The following is an 18,950-nucleotide window of genomic DNA, read 5'->3' on the forward strand; positions in this document are numbered from 1 at the left end:
CTCATACTTGTACTTAGTGAATTTGAATCACTTACACTTGTACTTGCGCTGTAGCTTCCTGAAAGACTGTTTGAATCACTCACACTTGTGCTTGTACTCAATGAATTTGAGTCACTTACGCTCATACTTGTACTTAGTGAATTTGAATCACTTACGCTCATACTTGTACTTAATGAATTTGAATCACTTACACTCATACTTGTACTTAGTGAATTTGAATCACTCACACTTGCACTTGTACTTGTACTTGTACTTAATGAATTTGAATCACTTACACTTGTGCTTGTGCTGTAACTTCCTGAAAGACTGTTTGAATCACTCAAACTTGTACTGGTACTTAATGAATTTGAGTCACTTATACTTGCTGATAAACTACTTGAAGTACTTATATCTCCACTAATACTTTTACTTGTTGAATCACTTACGCTTATTGATAAACTTTCACTATTACTTGCAGATTCACTACTTGAATCACTTACGCTTATTGATAAACTTTCACTATTACTTGCAGATTCACTACTTGATTCACTCACGCTTAATGATAAGCTCTCACTATTACTTGCAGATTCGCTACTTGAATCACTCAGGCTGCCGCTTGTACTATAACTTGTCGATAAACTACTTGAATCGCTTAAGCTACCACTTGTACTGTAACTTGTCGATAAGCTACTCGAGTCACTTATACTTCCACTTGTACTATAGCTTGTCGATAAACTACTTGAATCACTTAAGCTACCACTTGTACTGTAACTTGTCGATAAGCTACTCGAGTCACTTATACTTCCACTCGTGCTGTAACTTGTTGATAGACTACTTGAATCACTTATACTCCCACTTGCGCTATAACTTGTCGATAGACTATTTGAGTCACTTATACTTCCGCTCGTACTATAGCTTGTTGACAAACTAGTTGAGTCACTTACACTATCACTATTACTTGTACTAATAGAACCACTATCAGAAATACTAATAGACAGAGACTCACTTACAGAGGTAGAATCACTTGTTATAAGTGATTCTGAAATTGAATCGCTTATAGAAAGGGAGTCTGATAAGCTATCTGAACTCGAAATTGATAACGATGAACTTTCCGACATAGAAATTGATGAACTTTCCGAAAAAGATTTCGATAATGAATCACTTGTTGAAAGTGAAGTAGATTCATCTGTACTACTTTGCGAATTTCTTTCGCTATCTGATAATGATTCTGACGTGCTTAATGAAGATGATGTTGATTTTGAATCACTCAGTGACGAAGAATCGGACAATGAAGTTGATGTCGAAATTGAATACGAATCACTTATAGATGTTGAATCAGATAAACTTGTACTTGTAGAAGTCGATGCTGAAATCGAAGTGCTATCCGATAATGAAGTCGAATCAGATGCAGACATAGACTCTGATACTGGATCTTTTTCATACACCACTTCATAAGCTTGTGGTGAACTATCAGCCTTTGTAGCACCATTGCTAGTGGTATCATACTTATTATTCGCGTTTAAAGCTGCCTCTAATGTGTCATAAACTTTTCCGTCAGGCCCTTTTACAGTATAGATGTACCCATTTCTAGTTAAATCATTATCCGTTTTAGGTAAATTAATTATTCCATTCGAAACCCCAGCCGAACTGTACGCACCTTCTGTAACTGTTGTAGGAAGTTGTTCGTAACCTTGTCCATTCGCTGGATCTACTAATGGTGAATTATTGGATATAATTCCTGCTAATTGATAATCTGGATATAGCTTTACTATAATATTTTGTGGATCTTTATCAACATCACTATCTTTGTTATCAGTATTATCAAAAACAAATTTATTCGGTTCTTCAGTATGATATCCTGATTGAGTGATTTTTCCGGTCAATAAATCATCGTAACTAATTTCTTGTCCCGAATAACCATCAATTGATATTGGTGATGCTTGATTCACTAATGGAGTCCCGTCAGCATTCTCAAAAGTTACATTTACTGTTTGTTTATCTGCAACTAAATATAATGTGACAAGTTCAGCTTCAGTCCCAACTGTTGTCTCTGTAGGTTGAATATTCCCGTTCAATTCACTTGAAGTCGCATAATGATATCCATCAGGTACATTGGTTTTTGTATAATACGAAGAACTCCAGTCAATCTTATTTCCATAGTTCGCTGGTGCTAATGTCGTGCCAGCTTTTTCTTGCTCAGAATTCAAATAGTCACTTTTAACTATTTGTCCTGTTTTTAAATCTTTATATTGATATTGAATATTCGTATTTTTATTTCCATAAACATAAATATTATAGGTATATTCTGTTCCTTCCATTGGAACAATCGCTATGTCAGCTTGCCCATAGCTATCCCCATTATCTATAGTTGTTGTTGAATCCCCACCACTTTGAGCATCTGTCGCTGCTGAAGTAGGTAATTGATCCGCGATAGCCCACATATAATTATCAGGCATATTAGTCATTGCATATTCTTTAGTTCTCAATTGTAGATATTGACCAATATAATTATCTGTACTGGTAATTGGATATTGGATTGTTTTTATTGTTTTTCCATATTGATCTACATAATTCAATTTAATTGTACCTGGATCTATTGCATTTGTACTCAATTCCCTAGTAGATGTATCAATAATATTTGATGTTGATGTATTTCCAGCCGTATCTGTTACCGTTGTAGTTCCTCCTGAAACAGATAATTTAGCAAATTTTAGATTACGATTCCCTGCTGGTGTTGCATTTTTACTATCGCTTCCTTGCCAAGTACTTATCTGGGAGTTGTTCATTGTAAAAGTTCCTGCACCTGAAAATAGATTTCCTGTAGCAACCCCACCAGTTGCAGTATTTCGTGATAAGTGTAGTGATTTAGGTGAAATAAACGTAATAGTTGAACCAGCATCTGTCTGTACTACTGAACTATTATTCCATTGCTGTAAATCTAATATTGTTCCTGCATTAAAGGTTACTTTTGAACGGTTTGTAGCATACAATGAATTGTTTCCGACGGTTCGAGTAGCAGTCATTTTTAAGTTTTGTCCAAACGTAACTTCTCTACCTGATGCGTTACTTCCAGAATACCTATTTAAGTCTAGCAACATTTGAAAACCATCTTGCGACCACTCAACATTATCGCCAACCTTAATACCATTGTATCCATAGTAAACCATTGGATAAGTATTTCCATTGTAAGAGCTTAACTCATTTCCCTGAATTTTTGCTCCATCTCCAACAGTAAACGTGTGTGCATAGCCTGTATCGGTAGCATTGTCACCACGAATAGCCATAAAATAAAACATCGAGTATCCTGTTGTTCCAAGCGTTCGTTGCAAGGTTACCTCAGCATTATTTGCAATATCAACTTGACCGATTTGCATCAATTCTTGTTTAGCAGCAACATTAATTTTTCCTGACAACGTAACTTGACTATCTTCTGCATCTAACAAACGACGGGGTTGATAAGCATCAGTTCCGCTGGCACCGTCGCGTCCGTGTAAAGATACATTATCAATATTATAATTCCAATAGCCATAACCTCCAACTGCATTTCGACTGTCAATAACTCCGTCAGCAGCTCCGTTAAAACTATCTCCACTCATTGTTCCTGACTGCCAATGAATCAAATCTACATTTGTAATAGTAAAAATTGAACCTTTTGTAGTAGCTGTTGTTCCAACATTAAATGCAGCCCCCGCCATATTGAGTGTGTGTCCTCCACCATCAATAATAATGTTCGATTGTCTCCACCCTAAATCTCGTGTAGCAACATTTGTAGGGGCAGCGAAATCTCCTGTCACTTCAATATAAGTTTTTGTATTATCACTATATGCTGCTTTTAATTCTGTCCAGCTACTAACAGAAGCGTATGTACTGTTTGCTTGTGCTTGTGCTTTGTAAGTAGCTAAATTAGTAATCTGATCAGAAACTTTCACATTAACAGAGGTTGGTGTTGATTGTTCTGAGGGATTATTTATTCCATTATCAAAATCCGTTCTACCTGTATCAGAATCAACTGCAACATTTACTTTATCTTTAATTTCTCCAGTTGCAGACCGCGATGTGAAATTTGTAATCAAATTATTATTTTCTGAGTATTGAGTAGCTGCACGAACTAAGTCATTGCTGGGATTCAATGCATTAGGTAATGTCACATTTAATTCATTTGTTTTGTCGTCTACAGATACTTCACTCCCTGCGGGTGTTAATCCTTCAAACAAGTCGCTAATTTTTTCAGGTTCTTTCTTATCAGTTGAGGCGGGAATTTGAGTAGAATTTTTATTCGCAAGTATATTCCCAGGATCAAGTTCTTTCCCTGCGTCAGGTTGTGTATTGTTTGATACCGCTTGCGCATTTTCCGCATGGCTACTTAATCCAAAAATACTAGTAAAGGCAGTAATTGTTGCATACATCCAATGCTTTCCACTTTTATACATCTTATAACGTTCTTTTTTATTCGATTTCAATAATTTATTATAATTACTTTTACGACTCATAAATTTAAAAACAACTCCTTTCTAATTTCATGAAAATTATTACACATTTTTTATGAAATATTTCAAAACGTTCCGATAATGGGAATTTTTTCTAAAAAAAAGGAATTTTTTTCTAAAAAAAGAACATCTTGACTAACAACTTAGTAAAGCTACTTGTATTTCCAAAATTGCTTTTTTTATATATGTACCTTGACGAATAAGAGGACTAATTCTACGAACATTTTCACACATTTCTACATACATTTCTTCAGTCAATTCATCCATTTTTCTAGGAAGTTGGCCTAAGTCATCAAGTACAAATCCAAGATTATTTTCTGCTACATATTTCGCCAATGGTGCCTTAGACCAAATAATAACTGGTTGATCTGAAGCTAAATATAATGGTAGTTTACCAGGTGTGTTCACAAGCTGATATTTCCCAAACGGTCCTGTAACCTCTGGATAACTATCAGAATCCCAAACCAAACCGAACGCCCCGTTTAAAATAAACGGAATTCCTTCTGGATCCATACGTTCATAAACAGTAATATTTTTTTTCGCTGATAATTGTGTACATTCATCTTTAATTGCACCAAAAGCATTAACTTGGAATATCTCTGGCAAAGATAGCAAAAATTTTGCTTTTTCAAAAGATCCTGCATAATCAATACTTTTACTAAATACTCGCTTTTCTTTATAATATGTAGTTTTATACCCATAAGGGCCAATATAACTAATTTTTGCTTCTAATGATTTACTAGCAAGATTAAACTGTTTTTCAAGTCTTTTTTTCATTTCTACTGAATGTAAAATCAACCCATCCGCTAAAGAAAGTAACTCTACCTCTTTTTTTTGTTGCATTGTCAATGATATTGGTACATTTTCATGAGCAATCGATGACTCTATACGCCACGACTCAATATCACTAATCATAAACACTATATAAGCTTGGAATAATTTTATACGTTGAGTAAATTGCCTAATCCAACGTTCATCACCAATAGCAAATGCCCAGTGGACAATCACGATATCATTTTTTTTTAATCCACCTAACAACCCATCTAAACGAGCACTTAATACATCAGCAGGTTCATCTGGCCAATGGTACTTGAATCCTCGTATCATTTCAGCTCCTATTTCTGTCGCAAATGTTTCAAAATCTTTTCGCCACTTTCCGACAGCACCATACGACCAATAAGGATAGCCTGGTTCAATCGTATTGTTAAAATGCAGTATATACGTTGTCATCAAAACAGCCCTCTTTCTACTATCTATAACTATTTATATTTTTTCGCTTTTTCTTGAATAAGTCTTTTTTTCACCGATCCTCTTTTTTTATTTGATGAAATAGTTTGCTTCTTAGCTAGCTTACTCAGTAGCATTTCTTGTTTTTTCAATAAAAAAACTATTTTTTCTTCATCTTTAAATTCCAAAGTTGAATTCGAGAAATACTCTATTTTCTTATCTATCTGCATTATTTGTTGAATGATTTTTTTTTGAGTAACTAGTTCTTGATCTTTTTTATCATTAATCTTGAGTGATTTTTTTCTGCTCTCAACTATTTTTCTCAATAGTCTATTTTTTTTTCCTATTAATTGTTCAAGTACTTCATGTGCTTCATTCACTTGATTACTCATCTGACTTCATCTCAATTTCATTAAAAAAAATGAATTTTTCAACAGCTAATAAGGCTTGTCTAGTATAAAAACCTTCGGATAAAATGCGACTAAATTGAGCAACGTTTTTTTTCATACGTAAAAACTGTTCATCGCTTGTATTTTCAATTACATTATCAATTTCTTCTAAAGATGAAATAGTAAAACCAAGAGCATATTTATTTACAATATCTGCAGCAGCAGATTGATTCCAAACGATAATTGGTATGCCTAAAGCAAGGTAGAGAGATAATTTGTGTGGTGCATTGTATCTTGTGTATTGTTGATAATCACCTCCACCAATAATTTTAGAATCCCAGGCCAAACCAATGCCTTCTCTTGGAATGATCCGAAGAAGATCTGATTGGTGAAATTCACCTCTATAATCAATTGACGCATCTAAAGTAAGCTGCCCTATACGTCCAAATGCTTGGAGAGGTATTTGAGATGACCAATTTTCTAAAAATATAGATTTTCTTAAGTTACCAGCAATAATCAGTTTTTTTTCAACTTCTTCACTTGTATCATTTATCTCTTCGTTTAGTATGTAATCAAACAGTTCCTTAGAAATCATTGGTGTCGAAATTCCTAGCTTCTGAAGTGCAGTGGTCATTTTATCTCCATGAGTGATTAATACATCTGCCTCAGAAAAAATTGCTCGTTCAATTTCTCCAGAGTTTCCTCTTAACAATTCTGTATCATGTATCAAAATCGCTACATGGATCCCTCTTAATTTCATTCGATGAATAAATTCTTTCTCAAACCGGTCACTATTGTAACAAGGATACTGATATATAAGTATATCGCCACGATATAATGCTGCCGTAATTCCATCAATTCTTGAGTGAAGAGCATCCAATGTTTCATTTTCATCTATGTATCTAAAAATATAGGTTGGTTGATAGCCGACAGACGTTGCAATCTCCACAATATCTTTTCGTGCCTTTGATACTGCATCTACAGAGGGAGCCTCAATTATAGAAGTAATCCATTTGTTCATTTCTTTCTCCTTAAGATAATAATTTATTATAAAAAATCAATTCACATTCTGGTAAAGACCAAGTAATAGAGACAAATTTTCTCTTAAACATATCAATTCGTTTTTTAACGTTTGATTCTTCCTTTTGACTAAAGATATCACAAACAAATGTTAATAGTGCTTGATTATAGCGATCTAATTGTTTGCTAAGGACTAGTATTTCTGTTGCCTTTTTTACTAAGATATAAGCATTTTCTTTTTGTTCTTTTTTCCAATAGAAAAAAGAAAGATCTAGTATGCAACCAATGAGAATATCAGCCCATTCACCCAAATTATCTTCAGATAATTTGCGCAACAATTCTTTTTCAAAAAAAAATGTTGCTTTTGTTAAAAATGTTGCTTCAATTGAAAAATCTATTTCAATAATCAACACAGCAAGATACAAAAAGATATCAAATAATGTAAAATAATCAGTTTCTAAAAAATATGTTTCCAGTTGTTTTATGTAGCTATTTGTTTCTTCATTTCTATAGCAAGCTAACCATAAATCAGAATAATACAAAATCAGCTTATATGGGATATTTCCTATTTGAGATATACGATACTTTTCTAGTTTTTCTTTTAACACAAAAAACACTTTATTTTCTTCAATGTCTTTTGACTGTGATAAATAAATTACTAAAGAAAGCATTTGAATTTGCTCATCTGTTGAATTCGAAAACAGCTTCAGAAATTCATAATCGGTTAAGTTCAATAATTTTTTTAGGCTAACAATTAACTCAATGGGTAAATCTGTTTCATATTGTAACCACCTATAGTATCTTGATTTCGATAAATTAATTTTTTTTTCTAAAACACGGATAGGGATTCCCTTTTCTTTTCTAATTTTCTCCATTTTTTCCCGCTGAATGCTTACCGCTAATGTCGAGTATTGCGGAATTAACAACTGCGGATTTTTACTATTAAGATATCTTTCAATGCCCAACATTCATATCCCTCCAAACGGTTAAAGTGTTATCTTAAGGAAGTGACCAATGTATAAAGTAGCGATCCTAAAATAACTATTGACATAATAAGTGAAATTATTATTCGGACGTATTTCCCGTTATTCTCTTGCTCAGAATCAGTATCTACTATTTTAGAGGCTTCTTCAGTAAATCGATTTTCAATTTCCTGTGACAATTGGTCTTTTTTCATTAGCTTTTACCCTTCCTTTACTATTCATCATTGATGACTATTTTATCTAAAGAAATATTTTTTAATGTTAATTGTTCATAGTAATTTGTACTCATTTGTACTTCTTGAATAAAAGGAATACGATTTTCCAATATATCAGCTAAATTTAATTTAACATTACCAGAATTATCTAATGGTGATTCTTCTAAATACAAAGTATTTCGAGAAATAGTATCTTTTAATACAGATAATTCAATTCCCATATAGCTAATTCCAATTGTATCCGTACTTTCTACTTGTTTTTTTAATTGATTTGCCATACAATCTATAGCGTTTGGGTAAGTTTCACACACAGTAAGAGTTTCAGGGTCTCTTTGTACTACAAAATTATTCTGACCTTCATAAAAAAAATAACTTAGTACTGGTAATTGTTCATCATTAAAAAAATCAATTTGTTCAGCCTGATTATTAGCATAAAAAATATTGCTAAATACAGCTCCATCATCTGCATACTCTTCTACAAAATCAGTCGTCCCATCTTGATTTAAATATGAAACTGCTCTAACAAGACGCCTAGTATCTGGATACAATGCCATATGACCAATCTCTTCACCATCATGATTGATTGAAATTGTCCACCCTTCATTCATAAAAATCTCTGCTTTTGTCACTGTTGGTACTTGATCAAAAAATAATGAAGCTTTTGAATTATATTTGCGTTTCGTTAGTTGATCTATTAGATTGTATCCTTGAACATTCTCTTGTAATTTTAACTGATTAAAATTTGGGCTAGGTGAAATAGATAAAACTTGTCCTTGTTTTAATAATATACGCTCTTTTTGCTTTCTCCATATTTCACTTGTTGGATTGATTGTGCTAACTACTTCATAATGCATCGAGTAAATCCCTCCACTTTCTAGCAATATTTGAATCTTGAAATTCAGTTACGGATTTACGTGTACTTTTTTTCATACTTTCATAATCCGTTGTCATCATCTTCTTAATCCCTTTAACAAGTTGTTGAATACTATATGTGTCATCCGTACGAGAAAAATCTTGTAAAAAACCTGTTACCCCCTCTTTTACTAACTCCATGGCACCAAAACGTGCATTAAAAGTAATAATTGGTAATCCAGCATTAAGGGCTTCAATATATGTGAGTCCAAAACCTTCAGAGTATGAACCAGAAATAAATACATCATATAAATTATAAATTTTATCTAATTGATTGGATAATCCTTTTAAACGAATATAGGAGGTTGCATCTAAATCTTTAATTAGTTTTTTTAATTTCACATCTTCTCCACCTTGACCATAAATATCTAATTGAATCATTGGGTATTCTTCTTTAAGTAAAGCTACAGCTTGAATAACAATATCAATATGTTTTTCAGAGGCCAAACGAGAAGCAGTAATAAACTTGGAAGGTTTATTACTTTCATGAGTAGCTGCTTCATAAGATTCTTCCTGTTCCCTAATACCTCCAACTGGTATCATAGTTATTTTATTTTGTTTATCTGGAAAATCAATTAGTAAATCCGATCTTTGTAATTCAGTAGAAACTACGACTTGATCCACTTGTTCAATATGAGTAAATAGATATTCATAGTGATTATTCCAAAGCGGCGCAGTAGGAACTTCCCTATCAGATAAATGATCTGCATGAATCACCTCAATAATATGCGAGTTCTCTGGCTTATCATAAAATAAAGCTGTTTCAGATTCTTGCCCTCTATCCAAAATAAAATTTGTTTTACCACCAAAAAAATTTGCTAAATATTTAAAAAAGAATCGTTGTAGCATTACTTCATTCCGAAAAAATAAATGCTCATTTTTCATGTCAAATAGATGAATATTTTGAATCAGTCGACCTCTACGAGGATGATCAATGATTTCATACATAACTTTTCGTTTCATTGATTCATAATCATACATTTCAACTTTATAGCTAGATACAAGTAATAAGTCTTTTTTCTTTTTACTAAGTGATTTTTCAAGATGTTCTATTAACATTATTCCTGTTGAAGTAACGATACGTTTCTCTCTATGAGTATTACTCATATCAACAATTGTGTCTTCTTTTAAAGAATACTTTTGAGTTTTTCCATTTGTTAGATAATCGTCTCCAAAAACGAAAAATTCCCACATATTAATAACTCGATTCGTTGGAATATGCCATACATCCATCGCTTCATGAAGATTGTGAACAAATTCTGTAAATACATATTTATAGGGAAGTTTCACAGCATCAAAACATTTACCACGATAAAATTGCGCATGTTCGACACCAGAGTTTCCAATTCCCATTGCTTTATTAATAAAAAAATTCATGCCTTCCTCCTATATTTCACTTAGAATCAAATCAGTCGCTATTCTTGTGCTTAACAATTTTAACTGTACATTATATTTTGAATTTGTTGTAACGTTAAATTGTTCTACACTATCCCTATTCAAAAGCAACGCAAGTGCATCAGGCAATGACTGAAACCATTGACTTGTCATCACAAATCCTTGCCCACGTCTAAAAACTAATGATTTACTCTTACTAATTTTTTCGTATAATTTTTTAGCTATTTCCATCTTTTTCTCAGGACTATCAAATACAAATATATACTCGGATTCCAAGTAATCTATTGAGTCAAACTGAATATTTTTCGCTGCCTTTGAAAAGGTAATGATTTTTCTTCTATTTTTCATCTTTTTTTTGGCTTTAAAAATTAATAAATCACCATTTTTGTATTCATTAATTGTATAAAGTAAGTGCAAGTCATAGTCCATTAAAAAAATTTGTCTAAATGTAAGTGATTGAATATGTTTATTTATAAGTTCAATCGTATACGATACCGCTTCACTTGGATATATAAAATGACCTTCTAAGTTTTGAAAATATTGTTCTTCAATAAGTTCCTCTTCAGAATCAAAAAATGCAAGTCTTATTTGAATAGAAGTATCCTTTACCTGTTCTGTATCTAGCTTAATATAGTAATGATTTGATTGGTTTAACAACGGTAGAGTGGGTGATTCTCTATCAACATGAAATTGTGTATTGGACTTCCACATTTTAATTGTTGCACCAGAGGGCATCAAAGGGGAAGAAAAAAATACGTCTCCGTTTGATTTATGAACAATCTTTGAACCATAACTAAAGGTATTTAAGTAACTAGACTCCCATTTAATAATAAAAAAATTTGTCATACGATTCTTCCTTTTTTAATTATTTAAACGTACTTGGTATGCGATTGAATTTATGTACCATGACATTCCGATATTGCTTTAAAAACCAACTATTTATCTCAGGACTATTATCATTATGACGTCCCACCAATCCCTTATATAATAGCTTTGTTGATGGACTATTTTTTTTTATAACTTTAAACAACCTTGGAAAGGCCATTTTGTCGTAATCATCATCTTTCATGTATGCAATAGCAAAATTTGTATCTTTATAATCTCCATGAATAAATTTTTTCCAAAATTTTTTATTCAATTGTTTTGCTGCTTTTAAAGAAACATCATTTGTAATAGCAAATAAAATATCTAATGCTGTTGAAAATTCATTTGGCCTTCTTATCCTTCCATTAACAGCAATATCACCAACATCAGTTAATGGTTTCCCAACAATTACACTTTTGGGTTGTAAATCAGCTGCATAGTATAGTGCTCCAAATGTTCCCATGGATAATCCGGATAAAACTAATTGAGAACGGTCAAATCTTAGTAAATCTAATTTTTCTTTGATTATATCTACAATTTTTGTCTCTAAGGATGAACTACCCATATAAAAACTTCCACCTTCCAAACGAGGATCAGCTACCAATAAAAACGGACATCCCATACTGCTCATCATTCTACGACCTTCAAAACCTTCAGCAGGTCGGTAGCCAGAGAAATAGACAGCTAAAGGTGGTTTGAAATCTCCTGGTTCAAAATAATAAAGAAGTTCGCCGTTTAATTTTTCTGGATCATAAATTGCTTGTCCCCCTGGAAGTAACGTATCATTCTTTCGTAATGCTTTTCTTAGATGAACAGAGCCTATGCGTATCTTTCCTATATTACCTTTTGCATAGAGTGAGATACTCATATACGCTGTTTCCATCGTATTTTTTATAATCACTTTTTCTTTTTTTCGTGTATCATTTACTGGAATATTAAAGCAGTCAATGATTTCTCTGCTATTTTCTTTGAATAAAAAAATTTTAAATACTAAATCAATCAAACCATCAACTAATTCAAACTCAGGATAAAATTCAAAACGATCGTTTTCACCAATAACTGTAGTCATTTTCCATGTCATTATTTGAGTCATTTTATCGGGAAATATCCCAGAAAGTTCTATGTATGTATTCCCTTGTCTAACTACTTCTCCTTTAAAACCAGGCTGAACATTTATATATTGACTGTTTAATTTATATCCTTCCTGTTTTATTAAGAAATTTTCATTCAAATATTGTTCTACTTTTTCAAATGAATCTGTAGATAATCGGACTGCTCCTTTCAGGTCAAATATTCGTTGTGTTTCACGCTGATAACTAGCTTCTTTGGAAAGTATAATTCGATGAGCGGGTAATTGCTCGATTAATTTTTTTTCACCATTCACAATTTTGGCATAATTTTCTATTATAAAAATAGCGTTGTGGTTACTTGGATTATACAAACCATGTGGAAAAAGCGCTAACTCTTGTTCATCTATCAAAAAATCATAGAATAATGGAACCCAAATATATTCAAAAAGCTCAGATAAGCAGGACAATTCACTTTTTTTTTCACTAATATGTATTACTTTTATGCGTTTACTCATTTAGAACTCGTCTCCATTTTTTCATTGTTTGTTCAATACTATTTTTTTTAATAACCTCAATACTTTCTACTAAAGATTTATTCCAATGATCTAAATCTGTTAAAAAATAATTCATTGCAACAATACTCTCTGGAATCGTTTCAGCAATTAATCCGTTTTTACCATTAATAAGATAGTCTGTTTCTTCTTTTAAAACCAATGGTATTCCAGCACTTACTGCAATTGATTGTAATAATAAATGATTTTTTTTATTTAAATCTATAAAAATTCGCGCTCGAGACAACATAACTTTTATACTTGTAACTGATGGTGAGACTAAAAATTCAAATCTATCAACAGTTTCTACTGCTTCAACTAATTTAGGCCATTTTGCTGTCTTACGTATTCCTTCTACCGCTTTTTCATCTTTCTCAAATAATTTTGTTGCTTTCTTTGCCTTTATAAACGTTTCTACTTTTTGATAATCTTCAGACAAATGATCTACTTCAAAATGTTTATTGACCAATAAGTGATGCATTTCCGTCAACGTCTCTTGATCTTTCGTATTATTAACTTGTATCACCAAACTGTATTCTGGATTTTGAATCATTTCTTTTACTATAGCTTGATATAAGGACTGATGATGTTGATTAATTTCGTCGATTTTCAAATAAATAATCAACTGTGGAATGGAGTTACTTATTCCCAAACGAACCTCAGTTGTGTAAATTGGTATAAAAACTATTTTCTTTTCTTTTAACTCAGGAAAATACTTTGTGGATTTTTCTAAATCATTTTTTTTGTTAGTTGTATCTGTCACGATACATGTACTTTCTTTTAAAATAAATTGTTGCAGTTCATTTGATATTCTATCAAATCGACTATTCTCAAAAAAAATAGGAATAATTTTTTTCTTTTGCAATCGGGGAGCATTAAGTAACTGTATTAAAAACGGTGATACCTCAAAGATCACTTGATCCTCTTTAGAATTTATTTCTTCTAAAAAAAGACTGATAGTAAATCGTACAACATCCTCTATTTTCAAAAATTTTTGTTTTCGCAGTATACTATTGCCCATTTTTTCTATAATTATTTGAGGTGTTTCATCAAGACATTCTGATAATGTATGATACCCGTGCTCATTGAAATATTTTTTTTTCACTATTTGATTTGTTTCATTTCTTATTTCTTTAATTGATAAAAAACCTCGATCATCATAATAATCGACAATGCTTCCGTTGTCATTCTCATATATGATTTTTTCTAAGCATCCATGTTCATTAAAGTATACATTTCCATACTCTTTTCCCTCTCTTAACAAGGTCACCCCATTTGGATGAAAAAGTTGTTCTATATCTTCTGGAAATTGAATGTCTTCTATAGTTAACGGATGTCCTACCGACGTTTCTATATTCTGAATAAAATCAAATATGCTAATATACTTTTCAGAAAGTGCCGATACTGACTGCATCATATAACGTAAAAATGGAAGATAATTTACTGTAAGTATGCGATAATCCTGCCTATTTTCTCCAAATTGTTTACTTACATGAAGTAGACAATCTTCTTCTAAATTTACCGTTGTTTCTGTCCAATTTGAAATAAAATAAATCATTTTTTTCCTCCCTCGCCACATCCTTTTAAAAAATTGTATATAGTCGATTAAAGTAAAGAAATTCTAATTCCTGATACAAATTATCTAAAATAATAATCAACATAAACGTACTTCCAAAATACAGAGCTAAATTTGAGACAAATGGAATCCATAAGCCAATGAACAAAGGGACTACAGAAACGACTACTAAATAAAGATTCCCCGTTGCAGCAATTGTTAATAACTTTTTTCTAATATATTTTTCTGTAGTATTCCCTGGAACAACTCCCAAGATATAATCTCCTGAATACTTCATATTTTTGGCTATATCATGAGGACGTACATTGACAAAACTAAATCCAATGGCTAAGGCAAAAATGATTAATCCATACATAATTACACCTTGAAACGTATTAAATGAAAAATAAGTTGTCAGTATTTTTGAAAAAATCGTATTAGTTAATGATTTGTTTAGTAATAAAAGTTGTGGTAATGAAAAAATTGTTGTAGCAAACATATAAGGCATTGCACCGGCTGTTAGTAAACGAATGGGTATATAAGAGTGATTGAATTGGTTATCTACTCCCGTTCGCTCGATTGGTAAACGATATTCTGCTTTATAAAAATAAAGTGTAGTGTACACAAATAAAAGAGTAATTCCAACTAAAAAAGCAATAACTAAAGGGGTAAATGGTACATTTTCACTTTGTCCAGAAATCAACATAGCCGGAAGGTTGCCAATTAAGCTGGGAATGATAAAAATACTCTGTGCGCCTACACCTTTTTCACAATTAATATCTGCAAACCAAGAAAGTAACATTCCACCTGTAGTTAGAATTAAAATAACGATTAAAAGCACTTGTTTAGAGTTATAAAATTGAAACACTTCATAATGCAACTCATTTCTAAAGCGAAAAGCAAGAGCAGTTGCCTGTAAAAAAGAAAAAAGTAATATCAACAATTTTTGAAAGATACTTCGTTGTTTTATCGATAAATTGTTAATTCTATCTGCATCAATCATTGTAATAGTTGACCAGATGATTAATCCTGTCATATACGGACTCATTCCTAAAGAAAACAAGGTAGGGGTCCCATACTGTCCACCAGTTGTCGATGACAGAAGTCGAACTAAATTATTTTGGCTTTCCATCATTGCTTCATCAAATAAAAAACCAGGTACATAAATATGCTTACCAATCTCGACTATAAATAAAAAAAATAGACTCCAACAAATTTTACTTTTTAAATGATTTTTTTTTATCATAAACTTGAATTAATCCTCCAACCTGATGTTCTTATAACAATATATTAATAAAATATGTATTTATTAAAGATTAAGGAAAATCTAATTCCATTGACCCATCATTATTTTTTGTTAATGTTGAGAGCAAATAATTTTTCAATATTTGACCCCAAATTGCTTCTTTCATTTCAACAAACGAACGACGAGCTTCTGTTTGAAATTCATAGATTGGTCTATGTTGCCCCCAACTTCGACTACTTACTACTGCCTTAAGTTGTTGCAAATTTTCAGCTTGCTCAATCCACATAGAATCAACTGCTTTTAATAAAATAATTCGCTTAAAGTATGTTAACTGAAAAGAATCCTCAAATTTTAATTTCACTTTTTTTTCTTTATCTGTAATGAGTCTATTCAAGAAAACAGTAGTATCTTTTGGTATCCATTTAGTTATACTTTGTAATTTGTTTGCATCGAAATCATAATCAATAGAATTATAAATAAAATCTAATAATTTAACTTTTTGTTTATAAATCCCAGTATTTATTAAATGTTCAATCGCTTGATCTATACCTCTCTTAATCATTTGGCTAAGTTCTTCAGACGAAGCTCTAAGAATTAAATTTCGAGTTTCATATATTTTTTCACGTTGAACATTAACAATTTCATCATACTCAAGAGTACTTTCTCGACCTAATACTTCTTGTTTTTTTCGATTACTTTGTGCTTTAAAAATTATTGAATGAAACTTTCTATTTTTTAAAGGTTTGTTATCATTTTTTTCAGAATGCACTATTTTTTTTCGTTCTTTGGATACCCATTTTGGCGCACTTTCAACAACAATTCGATCCTCTAAAGAGATATAAAATACACTGTCCCCTGGATCTCCTTGACGCCCAGCGCGCCCACGAAGCTGATTGTCAATCCGTTCGCTCGTCATTTTTTCTGTCCCAACAACTAACAATCCTCCTACTTGTCTCGCTTTTTCAGTTAATTTTATATCTGTTCCACGACCTGCCATAGAAGTTGCAACTGTCACCGCACCTTTTTCACCAGCCTTTGAAATAATTCGTGTCTCTTTTGCAACAGAAGTAGCATTTAATAAATTATGTGGTATTTTTTGTTCTAATAGAACTCTAGAATATAAATCAGACATAGAAACTGAACCCGTTTCAATTAGAACAGGACGTCCTTTTTTTATAGCTTTCTTAACAAGTTGTAGTGAGGCTAAAATTTTTGCTTTGTTACTAGCATAAACACGATCAGGATGATCTCTTCTAATAACCGGTTTATTGGTTGGAATTTCCATAACATTCACTTTATAGGTAGTTCTAAATTCATCTGCATCAGTTTTAGCTGTACCCGTCATTCCAGATAAAACTTTAAATTTTTTAAACAAATTTTGATAAGTAATCATACCCATTGCTTTTGTTTCCTTAGTAATTTCCACTTTTTCTTTTGCTTCAAGTGCCTGATGCATTCCAGCTTGTAATTTCGTACCAATCAGTTTGCGTCCATTGACTTCATCCAAAAGAAAGACTTCTCCATTATCCACTACATAGTCTCTATCCAATTTCATAATATAATTAGCTTTTAAAGCGATAACCAAATGTCGATACAAATCTTTCCAATTTGGACCAAGTATCTTTTTAATACCAAAAAACACTTCTGCTTGACGAATTCCTTTACGTGTAAACCAAACATGTCGTTGATCTTCACTCATCTTATACTCAGTATTTTTTTTTATGCTTTTTACAAACCAGTCGCAGCTTTCAAACAAATTTGATTGAACCTTTGACGCACCAGAGACAATAAGGGGTGTTTGGGCCATGTCTAATAAAATTGCATCTACTTCATCTATTAAAACAAAATTAAAATATTTCACATATTGTTCATCTACATCCGTTGTCAAGTTGGTAAATAAGTAATCAAAACCTAAGCTGCTATGCGTTGTATAGATGATGTCAGACTGATAAACAGTCTTCTTATCTATTTCTTCTTCGCTATGCTCTTTAGGTACTCCAACTGATACGCTTAAACCTAACCATTCAAATACTTTGCCTACTTCTTTTGCATCTCGCCAAGCTAAATAAGAATTAGCCGTAATTAAAAAATTACCTTTTCCCATTAATCCTCTTAAAAAAAGAGGCATTGTGGCCGTCAATGTTTTCCCTTCACCTGTTTTCATTTCAGCTATTGTTCCATAGAACATAGCTATTCCACCAATCAATTGAACAGTATAAGGACGCATCTTTAATATACGCTCATCTGCTTCTACTACTACAGCATAAGCATCTGGTAATATTTTAGTAATGGATTCTCCTTTTTGAATTCTCTCTTTTAAATATTGCGTTTGTTGTTGAAGCTCTTGATCAGACATTTGTTTATATTTCGAAGCTAATGAGATAATTTTTTTCACTATTTTTTTATATTTATTCATATACTTACTCCAAACTTTAACTAAAATTTTTTTTTAGTTATTTATGTTAATTAAAAATAATATCAAAGTAAAGATAACTACAAATTATAAGTATACAATATTTGCTGAAAAATAGAAGTTTTTTTTATATTTATGAAAAAATTTAACTTTTTTTTAATCGTAATTTTTTTACAAAAAAAACTGATACAAAATAATTAAAATCACATTTATTTTTAATATGATTTTTGTACTCTAGAGTTATTAAATCTAATGTAGTATTTAAATTCCTCTTGTTTTTTGTAATCAATCGAAAAAATAAGAATATCTAGCAACATAGTTCGAACTAACTTTATAAATCGACTATAAAATTAAACAACTTATCAAATCTCCTAAAATCCATCCTACAATCAACATTTTTTATTAGTATGGAATAAAGGACACCATTTATTTCTGGCTATAATAAAATATATTAACTGTACTTTTCAGACAACACCTTACTTCTTTTATACACAAAAAATTACGTGCTTATTTAAATATCAAAAGAACCTTATAATCAATACTTAAAAAAATTAATACATATATTAATTTTTTTAACATCATTGAATTTTTCAAAGGCTCAATAGATTCGCAATAAAAAACTAATAAAACAGAAACCAAAACAC

General features: G+C 31.6%; 13 protein-coding genes. All 13 read right to left on the reverse strand.

The annotated features are described in order from the left end of the window. On the reverse strand, positions 1-4,469 hold a 4,469-nt coding region (locus ACYSNW_RS10170), incomplete at its 3' end, for a pectate lyase-like adhesive domain-containing protein (protein ID WP_461744388.1). Between the two features lie 132 nt (positions 4,470-4,601). Next, the gene (locus ACYSNW_RS10175) at positions 4,602-5,696 is read right to left on the reverse strand and encodes a glycosyltransferase (protein ID WP_461744389.1); all 1,095 of its coding nucleotides are present in this window, start codon (positions 5,694-5,696) and stop codon (positions 4,602-4,604) included. Positions 5,697-5,725: 29 nt separating this feature from the next. Beyond that, complete coding sequence (locus ACYSNW_RS10180) at positions 5,726-6,085, reverse strand: hypothetical protein (protein WP_461744390.1); 360 nt, start codon at positions 6,083-6,085, stop codon at positions 5,726-5,728. Then, a complete protein-coding gene (locus tag ACYSNW_RS10185) occupies positions 6,078-7,103 on the reverse strand; it encodes a sugar transferase (RefSeq protein ID WP_461744391.1) in 1,026 nt (341 codons plus the stop codon). The genes ACYSNW_RS10180 and ACYSNW_RS10185 overlap by 8 nt, the downstream gene beginning before the upstream one ends. A gap of 10 nt (positions 7,104-7,113) precedes the next feature. Further along, entirely contained in the window at positions 7,114-8,070 is a 957-nt protein-coding gene (locus ACYSNW_RS10190) for a helix-turn-helix domain-containing protein (protein ID WP_461744392.1), read from the reverse strand. A 26-nt stretch (positions 8,071-8,096) separates the two neighbouring features. After that, a complete protein-coding gene (locus ACYSNW_RS10195) occupies positions 8,097-8,279 on the reverse strand; it encodes a hypothetical protein (RefSeq protein ID WP_461744393.1) in 183 nt (60 codons plus the stop codon). A 20-nt stretch (positions 8,280-8,299) separates the two neighbouring features. Beyond that, positions 8,300-9,154, reverse strand: a complete 855-nt coding sequence (locus tag ACYSNW_RS10200) for a hypothetical protein (protein WP_461744394.1) — start codon at positions 9,152-9,154, stop codon at positions 8,300-8,302. Beyond that, positions 9,144-10,589, reverse strand: a complete 1,446-nt coding sequence (locus tag ACYSNW_RS10205) for a glycosyltransferase (RefSeq protein WP_461744395.1) — start codon at positions 10,587-10,589, stop codon at positions 9,144-9,146. Before ACYSNW_RS10205 ends, ACYSNW_RS10200 begins: the two co-directional genes overlap by 11 nt. Positions 10,590-10,598: 9 nt before the next feature. Further along, positions 10,599-11,453, reverse strand: a complete 855-nt coding sequence (gene asp3, locus ACYSNW_RS10210; protein ID WP_461744396.1) for an accessory Sec system protein Asp3 — start codon at positions 11,451-11,453, stop codon at positions 10,599-10,601. A gap of 19 nt (positions 11,454-11,472) precedes the next feature. Further along, positions 11,473-13,056, reverse strand: coding sequence for an accessory Sec system protein Asp2 (gene asp2 / locus ACYSNW_RS10215; protein ID WP_461744397.1), 1,584 nt, complete (start codon positions 13,054-13,056; stop codon positions 11,473-11,475). After that, positions 13,049-14,650, reverse strand: a complete 1,602-nt coding sequence (gene asp1, locus ACYSNW_RS10220; protein ID WP_461744398.1) for an accessory Sec system protein Asp1 — start codon at positions 14,648-14,650, stop codon at positions 13,049-13,051. Before asp1 ends, asp2 begins: the two co-directional genes overlap by 8 nt. A gap of 25 nt (positions 14,651-14,675) precedes the next feature. After that, entirely contained in the window at positions 14,676-15,893 is a 1,218-nt protein-coding gene (locus tag ACYSNW_RS10225) for an accessory Sec system protein translocase subunit SecY2 (protein WP_461744399.1), read from the reverse strand. Positions 15,894-15,963: 70 nt separating this feature from the next. After that, a complete protein-coding gene (gene secA2, locus ACYSNW_RS10230) occupies positions 15,964-18,309 on the reverse strand; it encodes an accessory Sec system translocase SecA2 (protein ID WP_461744400.1) in 2,346 nt (781 codons plus the stop codon). Positions 18,310-18,950: the final 641 nt, after the last annotated feature.

The organism is Enterococcus sp. LJL99 (genome assembly GCF_054871725.1).

What these genes read in the sequence shown, in the direction of transcription:
- ACYSNW_RS10180 (WP_461744390.1), bottom strand. Translation starts at nt 6,085, where the DNA reads ATGAGTAATCAAGTGAATGAAGCACATGAAGTACTTGAACAATTAATA.
- ACYSNW_RS10205 (WP_461744395.1), bottom strand. Translation starts at nt 10,589, where the DNA reads ATGAATTTTTTTATTAATAAAGCAATGGGAATTGGAAACTCTGGTGTC.
- secA2 (WP_461744400.1), bottom strand. Translation starts at nt 18,309, where the DNA reads ATGAATAAATATAAAAAAATAGTGAAAAAAATTATCTCATTAGCTTCG.
- ACYSNW_RS10195 (WP_461744393.1), bottom strand. Translation starts at nt 8,279, where the DNA reads ATGAAAAAAGACCAATTGTCACAGGAAATTGAAAATCGATTTACTGAA.
- ACYSNW_RS10200 (WP_461744394.1), bottom strand. Translation starts at nt 9,154, where the DNA reads ATGCATTATGAAGTAGTTAGCACAATCAATCCAACAAGTGAAATATGG.
- asp2 (WP_461744397.1), bottom strand. Translation starts at nt 13,056, where the DNA reads ATGAGTAAACGCATAAAAGTAATACATATTAGTGAAAAAAAAAGTGAA.
- asp1 (WP_461744398.1), bottom strand. Translation starts at nt 14,650, where the DNA reads ATGATTTATTTTATTTCAAATTGGACAGAAACAACGGTAAATTTAGAA.
- ACYSNW_RS10185 (WP_461744391.1), bottom strand. Translation starts at nt 7,103, where the DNA reads ATGAACAAATGGATTACTTCTATAATTGAGGCTCCCTCTGTAGATGCA.
- ACYSNW_RS10190 (WP_461744392.1), bottom strand. Translation starts at nt 8,070, where the DNA reads ATGTTGGGCATTGAAAGATATCTTAATAGTAAAAATCCGCAGTTGTTA.
- asp3 (WP_461744396.1), bottom strand. Translation starts at nt 11,453, where the DNA reads ATGACAAATTTTTTTATTATTAAATGGGAGTCTAGTTACTTAAATACC.
- ACYSNW_RS10225 (WP_461744399.1), bottom strand. Translation starts at nt 15,893, where the DNA reads ATGATAAAAAAAAATCATTTAAAAAGTAAAATTTGTTGGAGTCTATTT.
- ACYSNW_RS10175 (WP_461744389.1), bottom strand. Translation starts at nt 5,696, where the DNA reads ATGACAACGTATATACTGCATTTTAACAATACGATTGAACCAGGCTAT.